The 15,794-nt window shown below is 69.8% G+C and carries 14 protein-coding genes; 8 read left to right on the top strand and 6 right to left on the bottom strand.

The window, feature by feature from the left end:
- Window positions 1-134 precede the first annotated feature (134 nt).
- The 4 genes from GY170_RS07935 (at window position 135) to GY170_RS07920 (ending at window position 3,403) form a co-directional block, all read left to right on the top strand.
- Window positions 135-1,025 (top strand): PfkB family carbohydrate kinase, encoded by an 891-nt coding sequence (locus GY170_RS07935; RefSeq protein ID WP_163891842.1) that lies wholly within the window; start codon window positions 135-137, stop codon window positions 1,023-1,025.
- On the top strand, window positions 1,022-1,933 hold the full coding sequence (locus GY170_RS07930) for a pseudouridine-5'-phosphate glycosidase (protein ID WP_163891839.1): 912 nt from the start codon (window positions 1,022-1,024) through the stop codon (window positions 1,931-1,933). The genes GY170_RS07935 and GY170_RS07930 overlap by 4 nt, the downstream gene beginning before the upstream one ends.
- Before the next feature lie 86 nt (window positions 1,934-2,019).
- Window positions 2,020-2,781: a DUF502 domain-containing protein gene (locus GY170_RS07925; protein ID WP_163891836.1), complete on the top strand. Its 762-nt coding sequence runs from the start codon at window positions 2,020-2,022 to the stop codon at window positions 2,779-2,781.
- Between the two features lie 10 nt (window positions 2,782-2,791).
- Window positions 2,792-3,403 (top strand): LysE/ArgO family amino acid transporter, encoded by a 612-nt coding sequence (locus GY170_RS07920; protein ID WP_235937814.1) that lies wholly within the window; start codon window positions 2,792-2,794, stop codon window positions 3,401-3,403.
- Window positions 3,404-3,694: 291 nt separating this feature from the next.
- On the opposite strand, the gene GY170_RS07915 is transcribed toward GY170_RS07920, so the two are convergent.
- From GY170_RS07915 to GY170_RS07905, 3 genes are all read right to left on the bottom strand, one after another.
- Complete coding sequence (locus tag GY170_RS07915) at window positions 3,695-3,946, bottom strand: hypothetical protein (protein WP_163891830.1); 252 nt, start codon at window positions 3,944-3,946, stop codon at window positions 3,695-3,697.
- A 105-nt stretch (window positions 3,947-4,051) separates the two neighbouring features.
- On the bottom strand, window positions 4,052-4,486 hold the full coding sequence (locus GY170_RS07910) for a pentapeptide repeat-containing protein (RefSeq protein ID WP_163891827.1): 435 nt from the start codon (window positions 4,484-4,486) through the stop codon (window positions 4,052-4,054).
- On the bottom strand, window positions 4,483-5,256 hold the full coding sequence (locus GY170_RS07905; protein ID WP_163891824.1) for a 3-hydroxybutyrate dehydrogenase: 774 nt from the start codon (window positions 5,254-5,256) through the stop codon (window positions 4,483-4,485). Before GY170_RS07905 ends, GY170_RS07910 begins: the two co-directional genes overlap by 4 nt.
- Before the next feature lie 488 nt (window positions 5,257-5,744).
- Here GY170_RS07905 and GY170_RS07900 point away from each other — a divergent pair, with 488 nt between their 5' ends.
- Together GY170_RS07900 and GY170_RS07895 are read left to right on the top strand one after the other, a co-directional pair.
- Window positions 5,745-7,577, top strand: coding sequence for an extracellular solute-binding protein (locus tag GY170_RS07900; RefSeq protein ID WP_394351484.1), 1,833 nt, complete (start codon window positions 5,745-5,747; stop codon window positions 7,575-7,577).
- Between the two features lie 110 nt (window positions 7,578-7,687).
- Window positions 7,688-7,933: a hypothetical protein gene (locus GY170_RS07895; RefSeq protein WP_163891819.1), complete on the top strand. Its 246-nt coding sequence runs from the start codon at window positions 7,688-7,690 to the stop codon at window positions 7,931-7,933.
- 63 nt (window positions 7,934-7,996) lie between these two features.
- On the opposite strand, the gene GY170_RS07890 is transcribed toward GY170_RS07895, so the two are convergent.
- Complete coding sequence (locus GY170_RS07890; protein ID WP_163891816.1) at window positions 7,997-8,620, bottom strand: helix-turn-helix domain-containing protein; 624 nt, start codon at window positions 8,618-8,620, stop codon at window positions 7,997-7,999.
- 146 nt (window positions 8,621-8,766) lie between these two features.
- On the opposite strand from GY170_RS07890, the gene GY170_RS07885 reads away from it, so the two are divergent.
- On the top strand, window positions 8,767-9,399 hold the full coding sequence (locus tag GY170_RS07885) for a DsbA family oxidoreductase (protein ID WP_163891812.1): 633 nt from the start codon (window positions 8,767-8,769) through the stop codon (window positions 9,397-9,399).
- Entirely contained in the window at window positions 9,396-10,598 is a 1,203-nt protein-coding gene (locus GY170_RS07880) for a multidrug effflux MFS transporter (protein ID WP_235937813.1), read from the top strand. The genes GY170_RS07885 and GY170_RS07880 overlap by 4 nt, the downstream gene beginning before the upstream one ends.
- A gap of 490 nt (window positions 10,599-11,088) precedes the next feature.
- Here the strand turns inward: GY170_RS07880 and recG are convergent, their stop codons facing one another.
- Entirely contained in the window at window positions 11,089-13,212 is a 2,124-nt protein-coding gene (gene recG, locus GY170_RS07875) for an ATP-dependent DNA helicase RecG (RefSeq protein WP_163893763.1), read from the bottom strand.
- Window positions 13,205-15,670 (bottom strand): NAD-dependent DNA ligase LigA, encoded by a 2,466-nt coding sequence (gene ligA, locus GY170_RS07870; protein WP_163891809.1) that lies wholly within the window; start codon window positions 15,668-15,670, stop codon window positions 13,205-13,207. The genes recG and ligA overlap by 8 nt, the downstream gene beginning before the upstream one ends.
- Between the last annotated feature and the right edge of the window lie 124 nt (window positions 15,671-15,794).

The following is a 15,794-nucleotide window of genomic DNA, read 5'->3' as shown; positions in this document are numbered from 1 at the left end:
AATCTCTTCTTTTCGGTCGGCCGCATAGCGCTCATGCCGGGGCAGGAAGTCAAGGCGGAGCGGGCACTTATGCGCCGCCCTCCCGGCGCCCCCGTGCACATCTCCCCTGCCCCGCTCCCCCAGGGGCGGCCCGCATGAGCCGGCCCGACATCCTGTGCATCGGCGCTGTCCTTTGGGACATCATCGGCCGCTCCTCCAGCCACATGAAGCTGGGCGCCGACGTCCCCGGCCGCATCACCCGCCTGCCCGGCGGCGTCGCGATGAACATCGCCATGACACTCGCCCATTTCGGGCTGAAGCCCGCCGTCCTCACCGCCATCGGGCAGGACCCGGCGGGCGACGAGCTCGCCGAGCGGGCCGAGGAGCTGGGCGTCTCCACCGCCCATGCCTACCGCTCGGCGGACCTGCCGACGGACATCTACATGGCCTGCGAGGGCGCCAACGGCCTCATCGCCGCCATCGCCGACGCCCACAGCCTTGAGGCGGCGGGCGAGAAGATCCTCGCGCCGCTCTCCGACGGACGCCTCGCCACCGCCGAGCGCCCCTGGGACGGCCCGGTGGCGCTCGACGGCAACCTGACGGAATCGCTCCTCTCCCGCATCGCCGCCTCGCCGCTGATGGCCGAGGCCGACCTGCGCGTCGCGCCCGCCTCGCCCGGCAAGGCGCAGCGGCTCATGGCCCTCGTCGGCCATCCCTCCGCCTGCCTCTATGTCAATCTCGAGGAGGCCGGCCTCCTTTGTCAGTGCGACTTCGCCAGCGCCGCCGAGGCGGCCGAGGCTCTGCGCGGCATCGGTGTCGCCCGCGCCCTCGTCACACATGGCGGGTCCGAGGCGGCGGAGGCCTCGCCAGGCGGGCTCACCCGACTTCGCCCCCCCGAAGTGCTCGTCACCCGCGTCACCGGCGCCGGCGACACCTTCATGGCCGCCCATATCGCCTCCGAACGCGCCGGCATGGCGCCGGAGGCCGCCTTCGCCCGGGCCCTCAGGGCCGCTGCAACCTACGTCTCCGGAGAAAACCCCCATTGATCCCGCTCACCCATTCCCCCGAGGTCGCTGACGCCCTCTCCTCCGGCACCCCCGTCGTTGCGCTGGAATCGACGATCATCACCCACGGGATGCCCTACCCGCAGAACATCGAGACGGCCCGCGCCGTCGAGGCGGAGGTGCGCGCCGGCGGCGCCGTGCCGGCCACCATGGCGGTGCTCGGCGGCACGCTTCATGCCGGCCTGACGGAGGACGAGCTGACCCAGCTCGCCGAGGCGACGCATGTCGCCAAGCTGTCGCGCGCCGACCTCGCCGTGCATCTCACCCGCGGCGGCACCGGCGCGACCACCGTCGCCGCGACGATGATCGCCGCGAACCTCGCCGGGATCGAGACCTTCGCAACCGGCGGCATCGGCGGCGTGCACCGCCGGGCGGAGCAGACGTTCGACATCTCCGCCGACCTGCAGGAGCTCTCCAAGACCGCCGTGACGGTCGTCGCTGCCGGGCCGAAGGCGATCCTCGATCTGCCCAAGACGCTTGAAGTGCTGGAGACGTTGGGCGTGCCCGTCATCGCCTACGGTCAGGACGAGCTGCCCGCCTTCTGGTCGCGCAGCTCCGGCATCGACGCGCCGCTGCGCATGGACAGCGCCGCGGAGATCGCCGCCGCCCACCGCATGCGCGCCGCCCTCGGCCTGCCGGGCGGGCAGCTCATCGCCAACCCTATCCCCGAGGCCGACGAGATCCCCGTCGACGATCTCTTCCCCGTCATCCTGCAGGCGCTCGGCGAGGCGGAGGACCAGAGAATCGCCGCCAAGGCCGTCACGCCCTTCCTCTTGCAGCGCATCTTCGAGCTGACGGAGGGCCGATCACTGACGGCTAACATCGCGCTGGTGAAGAACAACGCGCGGCTGGCTGCCGAGATCGCGGGCGAACTGGTGCGCTCACGCTGAATTTGCCGCCATCGCGGCGCGCCAGATTGCGGTGAGCCCTCCTGCCCCCTAAGTTGGTGCGGCACCACCCGAAAAGGCCCCGCGACATGTCTGATCAGCCACCGAGACCGCGCTCCGGGCTGTTCAACCGGTTGAGGAACAACTTCCTCGCCGGGGTTGTCGTGATCGCCCCCATCGGCCTCACCGTCTGGCTGATCTGGACGGTGATCGGCTGGTTCGACGGCTGGGTGCTGCCCTTCGTGCCCAATGCCTGGACGCCGGAATCGATCTTCAACCGGGCCCTGGGACACGTGAACGCCCTCGGGCAGGCCGATCCGTCGCTGCCCGACTACGTGCACGTGAACATCCACGGCGTCGGCGTCGTGCTCTTCCTCATCTTCACGATGATCATCGGCTGGGTCGCCAAGGGCCTGATCGGGCGCAGCCTGATCTCCTGGGGCGAGCAGCTGGTGGACAGGATGCCCGTCGTCCGCTCCGTCTACAACGGCGTCAAGCAGATCGCCGAGACGGTCTTCGCGCAGACGGAGACGAGCTTCGAGGAGGCGGTGCTGGTGGAATATCCACGCCGCGGCCTCTGGGCCATCGCCTTCATCTCGACCAAGGCCAAGGGCGAGATCCGCAGCCATTTCGGCGAGGAGGAAGATATCGTCACCGTCTTCCTGCCGACGACGCCGAACCCGACCTCCGGCTTTCTGCTCTTCGTGCCGCGGCGCGACCTCGTGGTGCTCGACATGAGCGTCGAGGATGCCGCCAAGCTCGTCATCTCCGCCGGGCTCGTCTACCCGGCGGACAGGGAGCCCGAGGGCCGCGCCGCCATCCCCCTCCCCGTGCGCGGCCGCGCCTCCTGATCGGCGCCGCGTGCTCGGCCCAGCCCTCACCGGTTTCGCCACCGGCCTGTCGCTGATCCTCGCCATCGGGGCGCAGAACGCCTTCGTCCTCCGCCAGGGGCTGATGCGGGCGCATGTGCTGCCGCTGGTGCTGTTCTGCGCCCTCTCCGACGCGGTGCTGATCGCCGCCGGCGTGGCCGGCTTCGGCGCGGCGACGGCCGCCCTGCCCTGGCTGCCGGCGGCGATGGCGCTTGCCGGGGCCGGGTTCCTGATCGTCTACGGCGCGATGCGGATGCGGGCCGCCTTCGGACCGGCGGAAGGGATGGCGGCGACCGGAGGCGCGCAGAGCCTCGGCCGGGTGCTGGCGATGGCCGCCGCTTTCACCTGGGCGAACCCGCATGTCTATCTCGACACGCTGGGCCTCGTCGGCGCGGTCTCGCTGCAGTTCGAGGGGTCGGAGCGGCTGGCCTATGCCCTGGGGGCGATGACGGCCTCCTTCGCCTTCTTCTTCTCGCTCGGCTACGGCGCCCGGGCGCTGGCCCCGGTCATGCGCAGCCCACGCGCCTGGGGCCTGCTCGACGCGACCATCGCCCTCGTCATGTGGGCCATCGCGGGGACGTTGCTTTGGGAGCTATGGGGCTGAGGCACCTGGCGAAACACCGGCCGGCGCAGGGCGAACCCCGGCACGTGGGGTGGCGCCCGACGGCTGAGCGGTGCGCTTTATCGTTCCACTACCTCCCCGCCCTGTGCTCAGCGCCAACGGCACCGGAGCGCCGGCCCGCGGGACGGGCCGGCGCTCGCCCTGCGCCTTCGGCGCGTACCGGGCGGGGGAAGGAGTGGCGACGGTGCGCGGCGGTGGGGTGAAAAACTCTCACCGCCAGCGCGAACTCCGTTCCCGGCCTCGTAGGGTGGGTTTCCTAACCCACCTTCCGCGTCAATTCGTGACGAGCTGCGTCAGGCAGGTGACGTCCTCTTCGCCGACCGGGCGCACTTCGCCCTCGGCGGTGATCACCTGCTGAGAGCCGTCGGCCATCACGACGATCCCGTAGAGGCCGCACGCCCCGCCCGGCAGCTCGAGGAGCTGGGCGCCTTCGGGTAGCGTGATCTGGGGGGCGTCCTGCGCGGCGGCGGCATGGGCGGTGAGGGCGATGGCGGCGCCGAAGGCGGCGGCGATCAGCTTGGTCATGAGTTGATCCTTCTGCTCGTTGTTGGCCCGGTTGGAGCGGGGAACACCCGGAATGTCCACGCACATCTGCGCGCGCGGGCCGCTTGAGAATATTCTTGCCGACCCTCAGCCGCGGCTCCGGCGCCAGAGCGCCAGCATGTCGCTGACGAGCACCCCGTCGATCGTCATCCCCTCCATCTCGGCACCCGCGATGGTGACATTCGTCAGGTCCCCGCCCCGCACCAGCGCTCCGGCGAGGTTCGAGCCGCTGAGCGAGGCGCCGGCCAGCGTCACCTTCTCCATCGCCGCCCCCGTGACGTTACAGGCGCAGAAGGCGGCGCCACTGAAGTTGCAATCGACGAAGCGCGCGGCAGAAAAGTCGACACCGGCGATGCTCGCCGCCGTGGCATCGCCGCCGCGGATCCGCCCGTCCGCGATGTGGAGCTCCTCCTTCGGCGGAACGGGCGGCGCCTCCGCGGCGGGGGGCACCGTTTCGGGCGTCTGCTCCCGTTGCGGCTGCCTCGCCTCCTCGCGGTCGTCGCCCCGGCGGAACCAGCTCACAACGCCGTCCAGCCGCCATCGACGGAGAGCGTCGTGCCGGTGATCTGCCGGGCCGCGTCGGAGCACAGGAAGACGGCGGTGCCGCCGATCTCCTCCACCGTCGCGAACTCCTTGGAGGGTTGCCGATCCAGCATCACCTCGCGGATGACCGTCTCCCGGTCCATCCCGTGGGCCTTCATCTGGTCGGGGATCTGCGCCTCCACCAGCGGCGTCAGCACGTAGCCGGGGCAGATGGCATTGGCGGTGATCCCCTGCCCCGCCACCTCCAGCGCCACCGTTTTGGTGAGCCCGACGAGCCCGTGCTTGGCGGCGATATAGGCGCTCTTGAAGGGCGAAGCGGTCAGCCCGTGCGCGGAGGAGACGTTGATCACCCGCCCCCAGCCCCGCTCCTTCATCACCGGCAGGGCCATGGCGGTGGTGTGGAAGGCGCTGGAGAGGTTGATGGCGATGATCGCGTCCCACTTGGCGGTCGGAAACTCCTCCACCTTGGCGACGTGCTGGATGCCGGCATTGTTGACGAGGATGTCGCAGCCGCCCGCCGCCTCCACCAGCGCCCGCGCCTCCTCGCACTTGGAGAGGTCGGCCTTGATGTAGCGGACGGCGCTGCCCGTCTCGGCGGAGAGGTCCTCCGCCAGCGCGTGATCCTCCGCCGAGTCGGTGAAGGAGTTCAGCACCACCTCGGCGCCGGCCTTCGCCAGTTCCCGCGCGATGCCGAGGCCGATGCCGGAGTTCGAGCCGGTGACGATGGCTCGCCTGCCCTTGAGCGTCATGGGTGTGTCCTTCTTGATCTGGTTGCCCTGAAGGATAATCCCACTGAGGCGGAAAGACAGGGTGCCAAAGCGCCGAACCCTCCGCGAGGAGAGAGTGGCCGCCAGTAAGGCTGGCCGCCCCGGCGAGTGGGACTTTCCCGACCCGCCCTATTGCGCAGTCCCGCTCAATGCCGCGCCGCTCGCCTCAATGTGAGGACGCGCCCGGTTGCCTGTGGCGGGGGAATGGGGCCTTTGGCGACTTCCGCCCGGGGGGCCGATTCCCCGCAGGCGGCGAGAGGCCCGCTGCAATTCCTAAAACCCCAATAAAAAAACGCCCGCACGAGGCGGGCGTTGAGTTATTGAGGCAGGTTTCATACAGGCAAGAAACCTATCGAGCAGTGACCCTCTTATAGGCAATCTCGCGCCGCTCTCCAAGCTAAAAGTTTGTAATTAAAGGAGGGCCGTCCTAGGCTCCCGTCAACGAACCTGAACAAGCCGGAGCGGGCGACATGATCGACAGGCGACTTTTCAGCAACCTCGCGGCGGCGGCCATCGCCGGCGGCCTCGTGGCCGGGTCCGGCGCAGCCGTGGCCGAGCCGAGCTATGGCATATCCATGTATGGCGAGCCGGCCCTGCCACAGGATTTTGAGGCCCTGCCCTACGCCAACCCCGAGGCGCCCATCGGCGGCAGCCTCGTGGAGGCGACCGTGGGCAGCTTCGATTCCCTCAACCCGTGGGTCCGCAAGGGCAACGTGCCGTGGCAGCTGCGCTATGTCATCGGCGAGAGCCTGATGGGCCGCACGCTCGATGAGCCCTTCACGCTCTACGGCGTTCTCGCCGAATCGATCGAGGTCGGACCGAATCGCGACTGGGTGGAATTCACCCTCAATCCCGCCGCCGAATTCCAGGATGGCTCCCCCGTCACGGTGGAGGATGTCATCTGGTCCTTCGAGACGCTTGGGACGGAGGGTCACGGCCGCTACGCCGGCTTCTGGAGCCAGGTGGAGAGCATCGAGGAGACGGGCGAGCGCTCCGTCCGCCTGACCTTCTCGGAGGAGAACCCCGAACTGCCGCTGCTCGCCGGCCTCCGCCCGATCCTGAAGAAGGCGCAGTGGGAGGGCGTGGACTTTGCCGAGACCGGCGGCACGGATATCGTGCCTATCGTCTCCTCCCCCTACATCATCGGTGACTTCGAGCCGGGCCGGTATCTCGAGCTCGAGCGCAACCCCGATTACTGGGGCTGGGACATCCCGTTCCGGCGCGGCACGTACAACCTCGACAGCTACCGCATCGAGTTCTTCGGGGACGAGACGGCCGCCTTCGAAGCCTTCAAGACCGGCGAGGTGACCTTCACCCGCGAGTTCAACGTCGCCCGCTGGGAGAGCAACTACGACTTCCCGCGTGTCGAGAGTGGCGAGGTCACCAAGGAGACCTTCACCCATTCGCGCCCCTCGGGCATGACCGGCTTCGTCATGAACACCCGCCGCGAGCCCTTCGAGGACTGGCGCGTGCGGCAGGCGATGATCGAGCTGTGGAACTTCGAGTTCATCAACGAGACGATGACCGGCGCCCAGCAGCCGCGCATCACCTCCTACTTCTCCAACTCTCCCCTCGGGATGACCCCCGGCACCCCCGCCGAGGGCACGGTTGCCGAACTGCTGGAGCCCTTCGCCGAAGAGCTCTATCCCGGCGCGCTGGAAGGCTACGCCCTGCCCGTCTCCGACGGGACGGAGCGCAACCGCCCCGGCGTGGCGCGGGCGCTGGAGCTGATGGAGGAGGCCGGATACACCGTGCAGGACGGCGTGATGACCGGGCCTGACGGCGAGCCCTTCTCCTTCGAGATCCTCACCCAGACGGGTGTGACCGAGCAGCAGGCGATGGTCGATATCTTCGAGCAGGCGGTCGAGGGGATCGGCATCGACGTCAGCGTCGAGCAGGCGGACAGCGCCCAGTTCACCGAGCGCACGCAGGAATACGAGTTCGACATGACCTACTACCGGGTCGGCCTGTCGCTTTCCCCGGGCAACGAGCAGTACCTCTACTTCGGCTCCGAGCAGGCGGAGACGGGCGGGCGCAACGCCATGGGCGTCGCCTCCCCGGCGGTGGACGCGATGATCGACGAGCTGCTCAACGCCGAGAGCCAGGACAACTTCTACGCCGCCGCCAAGGCGCTGGACCGGGCGCTGATGGCCGGGCGCTACGTGATCCCGATCTACCAGTGGAACAACACGTATATCGCCTACAACGCGGAGCTGGCTCACCCCGACCGCATTCCCCTCTTCGGGGACTGGCCGGGCTGGCTGCCGGATGTCTGGTGGTCGGAAGCGGCAGCCGCCGAATAGGCGCCGCGGCGCCCCCTCTGGCCGGCGCTCCAGAATCAATGCAATGCCATGGAACCGGGGGCTCGCTCCCGGTTTCTTCCTGTTCAAACGCAGCCAAGGCAGACATCCCGATGAAATGGACACGCATCGAAGAGAACTGGCAGGAATCCATTCCCTTCATCCTCGCTCGCTGGCCCGACATGGACGAGGAGAAGCTGGAAGAGATGGATGGCGACGAGGCGGGCTTCCTTGCCTACCTCGCCGAGGTTGAGAGCCTCGACGAGGAAGAGGCCGAGGAGGAGCTGGGCGACTTCCTTGAGAACATGGACGAGCGCGAGATCGCGGGCGAGCTCGACGACCCCGAAGACGAGGAGTGAGGCCGGGCGGGCGGCGATTTCCCGCAGGCGGAAACCATATGGTTTCCGCTCCCCGCGGCAGCCTCAGCCGAGCGACGTCACCCACAGGATCGTCGCGTCCTCCGGGCTCACCGACACCACGTTGTGGCCCATCGAGGCGTCGTAATAGGCGCTGTCGCCGCGCTTCATCTCCACCGGCTCGTAGAACTCGGTGTAGAGGCGGATCACCCCCGTCAGCACGTAGAGGAACTCCTCTCCGTCGTGTCGCACCCAGCCGTCGAACTCCTCCATCCGCCGCGCCCGCACCCGGGCCCGGTAAGGCAGCATCTGCTTGCGGGTCATGCCGGCGGACAGGAGCTCGTGTTCGTAGGTCGCCGTCGGATGCGCCGTCCCCTCCCCGGCGCGGGTCGTCACCATGCGCCCCGTCACCTGACCGCGCGACGGCGGCGTGAAGAGCTGGGGGACGGAGATCTGCAGCCCCGTCGCCAGCTTCTTCAGAGCATCGTAGGTAGGGGACATCTGCCCGTTCTCGATCTTGGAGAGCGTCGAGCGGGCCAGCCCGGCCTGGCTCGCCGCCTGCTCCAGCGTCCAGCCCTGGGCCTTGCGCAGCTCTCGCACGCGCGCGCCGAGGTCGAGCGGCAGCGCGTGCTCGTCGCCGCCGCCTTCGCGCGCAAGGCGCAGGATCGAGCCGTTCTCTTCGAGGGTCATGGCCGTCTCTATAGGGCGCGGCTTGCCCCTGAGGCAATGGCACGCATTGGACAGCCCCCGCGCCCGCGCCTAAACAGGGCGAAGCGCGCCCCGGCGGCCAGCCGCGCGGGGTGCCCCCCACATTCTCAAGCCCGGAAAGGCCGCCCATGGTTCGGCTCGACATCTTCTCAGACCCGGTCTGCCCCTGGTGCTACATCGGAAAGGCCAACCTCTTCAAAGCTCTGGAGGGGGTTCTGAACCCATTCGAGCTCACGTGGAGGCCCTTCCAGCTCAACCCCGACATGCCCCGCGAGGGCGCCGACCGGCGCGCCTATCTCGAGGCGAAGTTCGGCAAGGAGGCGGCGGCCCGCTCCTACGCCGTGATCGATGAGCATGCGGCCAAGGCCGGCGTGTCGCTGAACCATGACAAGATCACGCGCATCCCCAACACGCTCGACGCGCACCGGCTGATCCACTGGGCGACGCTGGAGGGGCGGGCGACCCCGGTCGTCTCCGGCCTCTTCACCGCCTACTGGCAGGACGGGCGCGACATCGGCGATGCCGAGGTGCTGGCCGATATCGGCGCCGAGTGGGGGATGGATCGGGAGATGATCCTGCGCCTCATTGCCTCCGGCGCCGACGAGGCGGAGATCCGCGATCTCGACGTGCAGGCCCGCGGCATGGGCGTGACCGCCGTGCCGACCTTCATCGTCGCCGAGCGCCATGTCGTCCCCGGTGCGCAGCCGCCGGACCTCTGGCGCCAGGTCATCGCCGAGATCGAAGGGACGGAGGCGTCGTGACCTCCGAGGCATCCGTCGCCCGGCGCACCGGCATGGGCCGCTTCGAGTTCATCGCGCTGATGGCGGCGCTGACGGCGACCGTCGCCCTGTCGGTCGATTCGATGCTGCCCGCCCTGCCCTACATCGCAGAGACGCTGTCGCCCGGCGAGCCGAACAAGGCGCAGCTGATCGTCACCTTCTTCCTCTTCGGCATGGGGCTCGGCACCTTCTTCGCCGGCCCGCTCTCCGATTCCATCGGCCGCAAGCCGGCGATGCTGATCGGCGCCGGGCTCTACCTCGCCGGCGCCTTCCTCTCCACCATGTCCCACTCGCTGGGCTGGATGCTGGCGGCGCGCGTGCTGCAGGGCCTCGGCGCCGCGGCGCCCCGCGTCATCGCGCTGGCCTGCGTGCGTGACCGCTTCGAGGGGAACGAGATGGCGCGCCTCCTCTCCTTCGTGATGATGATCTTCGCGCTGCTCACCGCGCTGGCGCCGCTCCTCGGCACCGGCATCCTCTTCCTCGCCGACTGGCGCGGCATCTTCGCCTTCCTCGCGATCTTCTCGCTGGCCACCACGATATGGATGGTCAGCCGCCTCGAGGAGACGCTCCCCGCGGACCGCCGGCGGGAGCTGCGCTTCACACCGCTGAAGACCGCCTTCCTCGAAGTGGTGCGCGAGCCACTCGCCCGCCGCTCCACCGCGCTGCAGGCGCTGATCTTCGCGATGCTCTTCGCCACGCTCTCCTCCATCCAGCAGCTCTTCGAGGCCTCCTTCGGCCTCGGCGAGAGCTTTCCGCTCTGGTTCGGCGGCGTGGCGGTAATCGCCTCCATGGGCGGGCCGCTGAACGCCCGGATCGTCGGGCGCGTCGGCATGGGCAACGTGGTACGCGGCATGATGTGGGCGCAGATCGGGCTGGTGGCGCTGATGCTGGCGGGCTGGCTCTGGGCGCCGGAAAGCTGGCACTTCCCGCTCTTCTACCTCTGGCTGATCTCCATCTTCTTCCAGATGGGGCTCTGCATGGGCAACCTCAACGCGCTTGCGCTGCAGCCGCTCGGCCATGTCGCCGGCATGGCGGCCTCGATGATCACCGCCTTCGGCACGGTGGCGGCGACGCTGATCGCCGGGCCGATCGGGCTGGCCTTCAACGGCACACCGGTGCCGCTGGGACTGGGCGTGCTGGTGCTGGCGGTGCTGGCGCGGGGGATCGCGCAGAAGCTCTGACGGGGGCGCGGGGTTTCCGGCCTCGCGTGGGGGCGCTGCCCCCACACCCCCGAGGGTATTTTTGGCCAGATGAAGAGGGATCCGGGGGATCGGGCCCCGGCGGATGAAAAAACCGCCGCCGCCCGGGCAGGGGGCGGCGGCGGCAGGCAGCGATCTCGTGGGGACGAAAGACCCGGGGGACAGGACCCGAAGAGGCAGCTTCAGGCGCGGCGCAAGGCAGTGCGCCGCTTGGATCCAGGTCTTCCTGCGAGACTCGCCAGGCAGAAAACTCAGGTGCCGGAGAGGAAGAGTGCCGCGAACAGCAGCGCGAAAAGACCGAGTGCCCCGACCGCGTCGCCGAGCCAGCTCTGCTCCGCACGGGTGATCATCTGCTTCACGCGCTGTGCCATCTTCGGCTCTCCCAACCCCTTGCTGGAAACTTGTTCTCACATTGTTCTGATTCTGTAAAGAACTTTGTGAGAACATCGGAGAACAAAGAGGCACAGAACCGTTAACCAACTCCTAGCAGGCGGATCGCCCGGTCTTGTTCGGTTAACCAAAGGAGGGTGCGGGCGGCCTCTCCGCGGGAGCTCGTCAGCTCCGGATCGCCGGCGAGAAGGGCGCGGGCATCGTCCTGCGCGAGCTTCATGAGGGCGCCCTGTCGCTCCGGGTCCGCGATGCGGAAACGGGGCATGCCGGACTGGGCGGTGCCGATGAGATCGCCGTAGCCGCGGATGGCGAGATCCTCCTCCGCGATGCGAAAGCCATCCTCGCTTTGCCGCAGGATCTCCAGCCGGCGGCGGGCGGTCTCACTGAGGGGCGCGCGGTAGAGGAGCAGGCAGGTGCTCTCCGCCGTACCCCGCCCCACCCGGCCGCGCAGCTGGTGGAGCTGAGCGAGGCCGAAGCTCTCCGCTTGCTCGATGACCATGATCGAGGCATTGGGCACGTCGACGCCGACCTCGATGACGGTCGTCGCTACCAAGAGGCCCGTCTCGCCGGCGGCGAAGCGCGCCATGGCGGCGTCTTTCTCCGCCGGGGGGAGCTGGCCGTGGACGAGGCCAACGCGCCCCTCCCCCAGCCGCGCCCGCAGCCAGGTGAAGCGCTGCTCCGCCGCCACGAGATCGGACGTCTCGCTCTCCTCCACCAGCGGGCAGACCCAGTAGACCTGCCGGCCTTCGTCCAGCGCCGTCGTCAGCCGCTCCAGAACCTCGCCCAGGCGACCGGTGGAGACCATGGCCGTGGTGATCGGCTTGCGGCCCGGGGGCTTCTCGTCCAGCACCGAGACATCCATGTCGCCGTATTGCGCCAACGCCAGCGAGCGGGGGATCGGCGTCGCCGTCATCACCAGCATGTCGGCGGCGCGTCCCTTGGCGCCCAGCCCCATCCGCTCGCGCACGCCGAAGCGGTGCTGCTCGTCCACCACCGCGAGGCGCAGGTCACGGAAGGTCACCTCCGCCTGGAAGATGGCGTGGGTGCCGACGAGGATCTGGATGCGCCCCTCGGCGAGGGCGGCGAGCTTCTCCGCCCGCGCCTGCCCGGTGTCGCGCCCCGTCAGCAGCTCCATCCGCACGCCGGCGGCCATGACCAGCGGGGCGAGGCCGGCGGCGTGCTGGCGGGCGAGGATCTCCGTCGGGGCCATCAGCGCCCCCTGCCCGCCCGATTCCACGGCGTTGAGCAGCGCAAGGAGCGCGACCAGCGTCTTGCCGGAGCCGACGTCGCCCTGCAGGAGCCGGTTCATCCGCGTCCCGGAGGCCATGTCGGCGGCGATCTCCTCCCCCGCGCGCAGCTGGGCGCCGGTGGGCGTGTAGGGCAGCGAGGCCAGCACCTTTTCCCGCAGGCGGCCGTCGCCGGTGGAGGGGCGGCCCTTGCCGCGGCGGGCCTTGGCGCGGGCGAGGGCCAGCGTCATCTGGTGGGCGAAGAACTCGTCATAGGCGAGGCGCCGGCGCGCCGGATCCGCCGGGTCGAGCGCCTGGGCCCCGACGGGGCTGTGGGCGAGGCCAATCGCCGCGCGCCAGCTCGGCCAGCCCTCGCGCGCCACCAGCGCCTTGTCCGCCCATTCGGGCAGGTCGGGCGCGAGGCCGAGGGCGGAGCGGGTGGCGCGGAACATCAGCTTCTGCGTCACCCCCTGCACCAGAGGGTAGACCGGCTCGTATGGGGGGATCGTCTCCGCCGCGCGGGGGGAGACGATGTGGTCTGGATGCACCATGCGCGCCACGCCGTCGTAGAGCTCCAGCTTGCCGGAGACGACGCGCGTCTCGCCGGGGGGCAGCTGGCGCATCAGCCAGCCGCTGCCGGCGTGGAAGAAGACGAGGTGGAAGCTCGTCTCCTCGTCCTCCACCTCCACGAGATGCGGGCGGCCCTTCACGCGGGGGGCGTGGTGGGCGCCGATGCGCACCTGCAGCGTGGCGGTGGTGGGAAAGGTCAGGCCCCGGACTGTGCGCCGCATGGCCCTGTCCACCCCGGTATGCGGCAGGGTGTAGAGCATGTCGCGCGGCTTCTCGATGCCCGCGGGGGCGAGGAGCGCGGCCGTCTTGTCGCCGATCCCGTCGAGCGTGGTGAGGCTGGCGAAAAGCGGCCAGAGCACCTCCGGCCGGCCCCGCGCAGGGGCCTTGGCGGGCGCGCTCTCCTCAGCCATCGCCAATGAGCGCCAGCCAGCCATCCTCGTCGATCACCTCGACGCCGAGCTCCGCCGCCTTCTTCGCCTTGGAGCCGGCACCGGGGCCCGCGACCAACAGGTCTGTCTTGGCGGAGACGGAGCCGGCGACCTTCGCGCCGAGGCTCTCCGCCCGGGCCTTGGCCTCGGCGCGGGTCATCTTCTCCAGCGTGCCGGTAAAGACGAGCGTCTTTCCGGCAACCGGGCTGTCGGAGGTGGGCTTGGCGGCCGGCAGGATCTCCAGAAGCTCCGCCAGCCGGTCGATGGAGGCGCGTTCGTCGGCATTGGCGAAGGCGTCGGAGAGGGAGAGGGCGAGCACGGGGCCGATGCCGTCGGCATCCTTCAGGTCATCCCACGCGGCGCGGGCGACCACGGCTGCCTCGGCCTCCGCCGCCGCCTTCTCGCGCGCCTCGGTGATGCGGGCGCGGCGGCCCTCCGCGTCTGCCGCGACGCGCTCCTCCCGCTCCGCCTCGTCGGCGCTGCGGTGGGTGCGGGCGGCGGGGCGGGAGATGTCCATCGCCTCGACCAGCGCCTTCCATGTGCCGTAGTGGCGGGCGAGATCGCCGGCGGCGACCTCGCCGACATGGCGGATGCCGAGCCCGAAGATCAGGCGCGCCAGCTCTATGGTGCGCCGCTGGGTGATGGCGGCGAAGAGGTTGGCGGTGCTCTTCTCGCCCCAGCCCTTCGTCTTCGCGAGCGGCCGGGTGGAGAGGCGGCGGACAGCCTCGGCCACGCCCGAAAGGCTCTCCTCCATCACCGGCTCGCCGAGGGGGGCGAGGATGGTGCGGTAGCGCTCGATGACCGCCGCCTCCGCGCCGGGCTCGCCGCTGCTGGAGACCTGCCGCCCCAGGCTCTCAGAAATGTCGGTGACGGCCTTGTCGCCCTGCCCGTCCCGCTCTTCCAGCGTGAAGATGTGGGCCGGCTCGCGGATCCAGCCGAGGGCGAAGAACTGTTCCACCTGCCGGGCGCCGAGGCCCTCGATGTCGAAGGCGGCGCGGGAGACGAGGTGACGCATCTTCTCGACCGCCTGTGCCGGGCAGATGAGGCCGCCAGTGCAGCGGCGGATGGCGTCGCCCGGCTCGCGGACGGCGGGGGAGCCGCATTCGGGGCAGGTTTCGGGATAGCGGTAGGGTTTCGCGTCACCCGCGCGCTTGGTCAGGTCGACATCGGCGATCTTGGGGATCACGTCGCCGGCGCGGTAGACCTGCACCATGTCGCCGGGGCGGATATCCTTGCCGCCGCGGATTTCCTCGCCGGAGGAGGCGCGACCGGCAATGTAATCCTCGTTGTGCAGCGTCGCGTTGGAGACGGTGACGCCGCCGACGGTGACGGGCGCGAGCCGGGCGACGGGGGAGAGGGCGCCGGTACGGCCGACCTGGATGTCGATGGCCTCGAGCCGCGTCCACGCCAGCTCGGCGGGGAACTTGTGGGCGATGGCCCAGCGGGGCGTGGTGGACCGGTAGCCGAGGCGGGCCTGCAGGGCGAGATCGTCGACCTTGTAGACGACGCCGTCGATGTCATAGCCGAGGTCGGGGCGCGCGGTGACCATCTCGGCATAGGCAGCCAGCATCTCCTCCGGGCCCGCACAGGTGCGGGTCAGCGGGTTGGTCTGGAAGCCGAGCGCCTTCAGGCGCTCGATGGCGGCGGATTGCGTCTCCGCCAGCGGCTCGGAGGTGACGCCCCAGGCATAGGCGAAATAGCGCAGGGGGCGGTCCCGGGTGACGGAGACGTCGAGCTGGCGGAGGGAGCCGGCGGCGGCGTTGCGCGGGTTGGCGAGCGTGCGCTGGCCAGCCTCGGCGAGGCGGGTGTTGAGGGCCGCGAAATCGTCGTGGCGAATGTAGATTTCGCCCCGCACTTCAAGGACATCCGGAGCGCCCGTCAGCTGCTGCGGGATCTCGTCGATGGTCTTGGCATTCTCGGTGACGTTCTCGCCGGTGGTGCCGTCGCCGCGGGTGGCGGCGTAGACGAGGCGGCCCTTATCGTAGCGAAGGGAGAGGGAGAGGCCGTCGATCTTGGGCTCGGCGGTGTAGCTGAGCGGGGGCGCGTCAGAGGCCAGGCCGAGGTAGCGGCGGACGGAACGGTCGAAATCTGCGATGTCCTCGTCGGTGAAGGCATTGCCGAGCGAGAGCATGCGCATCTCGTGGGTGATCTTGCCGAAGCCCTCCGCCGGGGCGGCGCCCACCTGTTCGGTGGGGGAATCGGTGCGCTTGAGCTCGGGGAAGGCGTCCTCGATCTCGGCGTTGCGGCGCTTGAGACGATCATAGGCGGCGTCGTCTATGACCGGGTCGTCGGCGCCGTGATAGGCGGCGTTGGCCTGGCCGAGGAGATCGGCGAGGCGGGCGAGCTCTTCGGCGGCCTGGTCGGCCGAGAGATCCGCGACCGGGAGTTGCGGCGTCTCGCGCCCCGGCCAGTCCTCAGCGCCTGCCTCCGCCTTCGTCATGATCCCTCCGACGTCCGGCCAGGAATGGCCCCTTCCGGGGAAGGTCTAGGCCGGGGCCGGCGGGCCGTCCAGACTCGCGCTGCTGAGGGTGGCCGGCCCGTGGCGGTGGCCCTCGCCGCACCTT

Source organism: Pseudoroseicyclus tamaricis (genome assembly GCF_012070395.1).
GTDB lineage: Bacteria > Pseudomonadota > Alphaproteobacteria > Rhodobacterales > Rhodobacteraceae > Pseudoroseicyclus_A > Pseudoroseicyclus_A tamaricis.
Note: the sequence above shows the minus strand (reverse complement) of the source record. Positions and strands in the feature narration are given on the sequence as shown.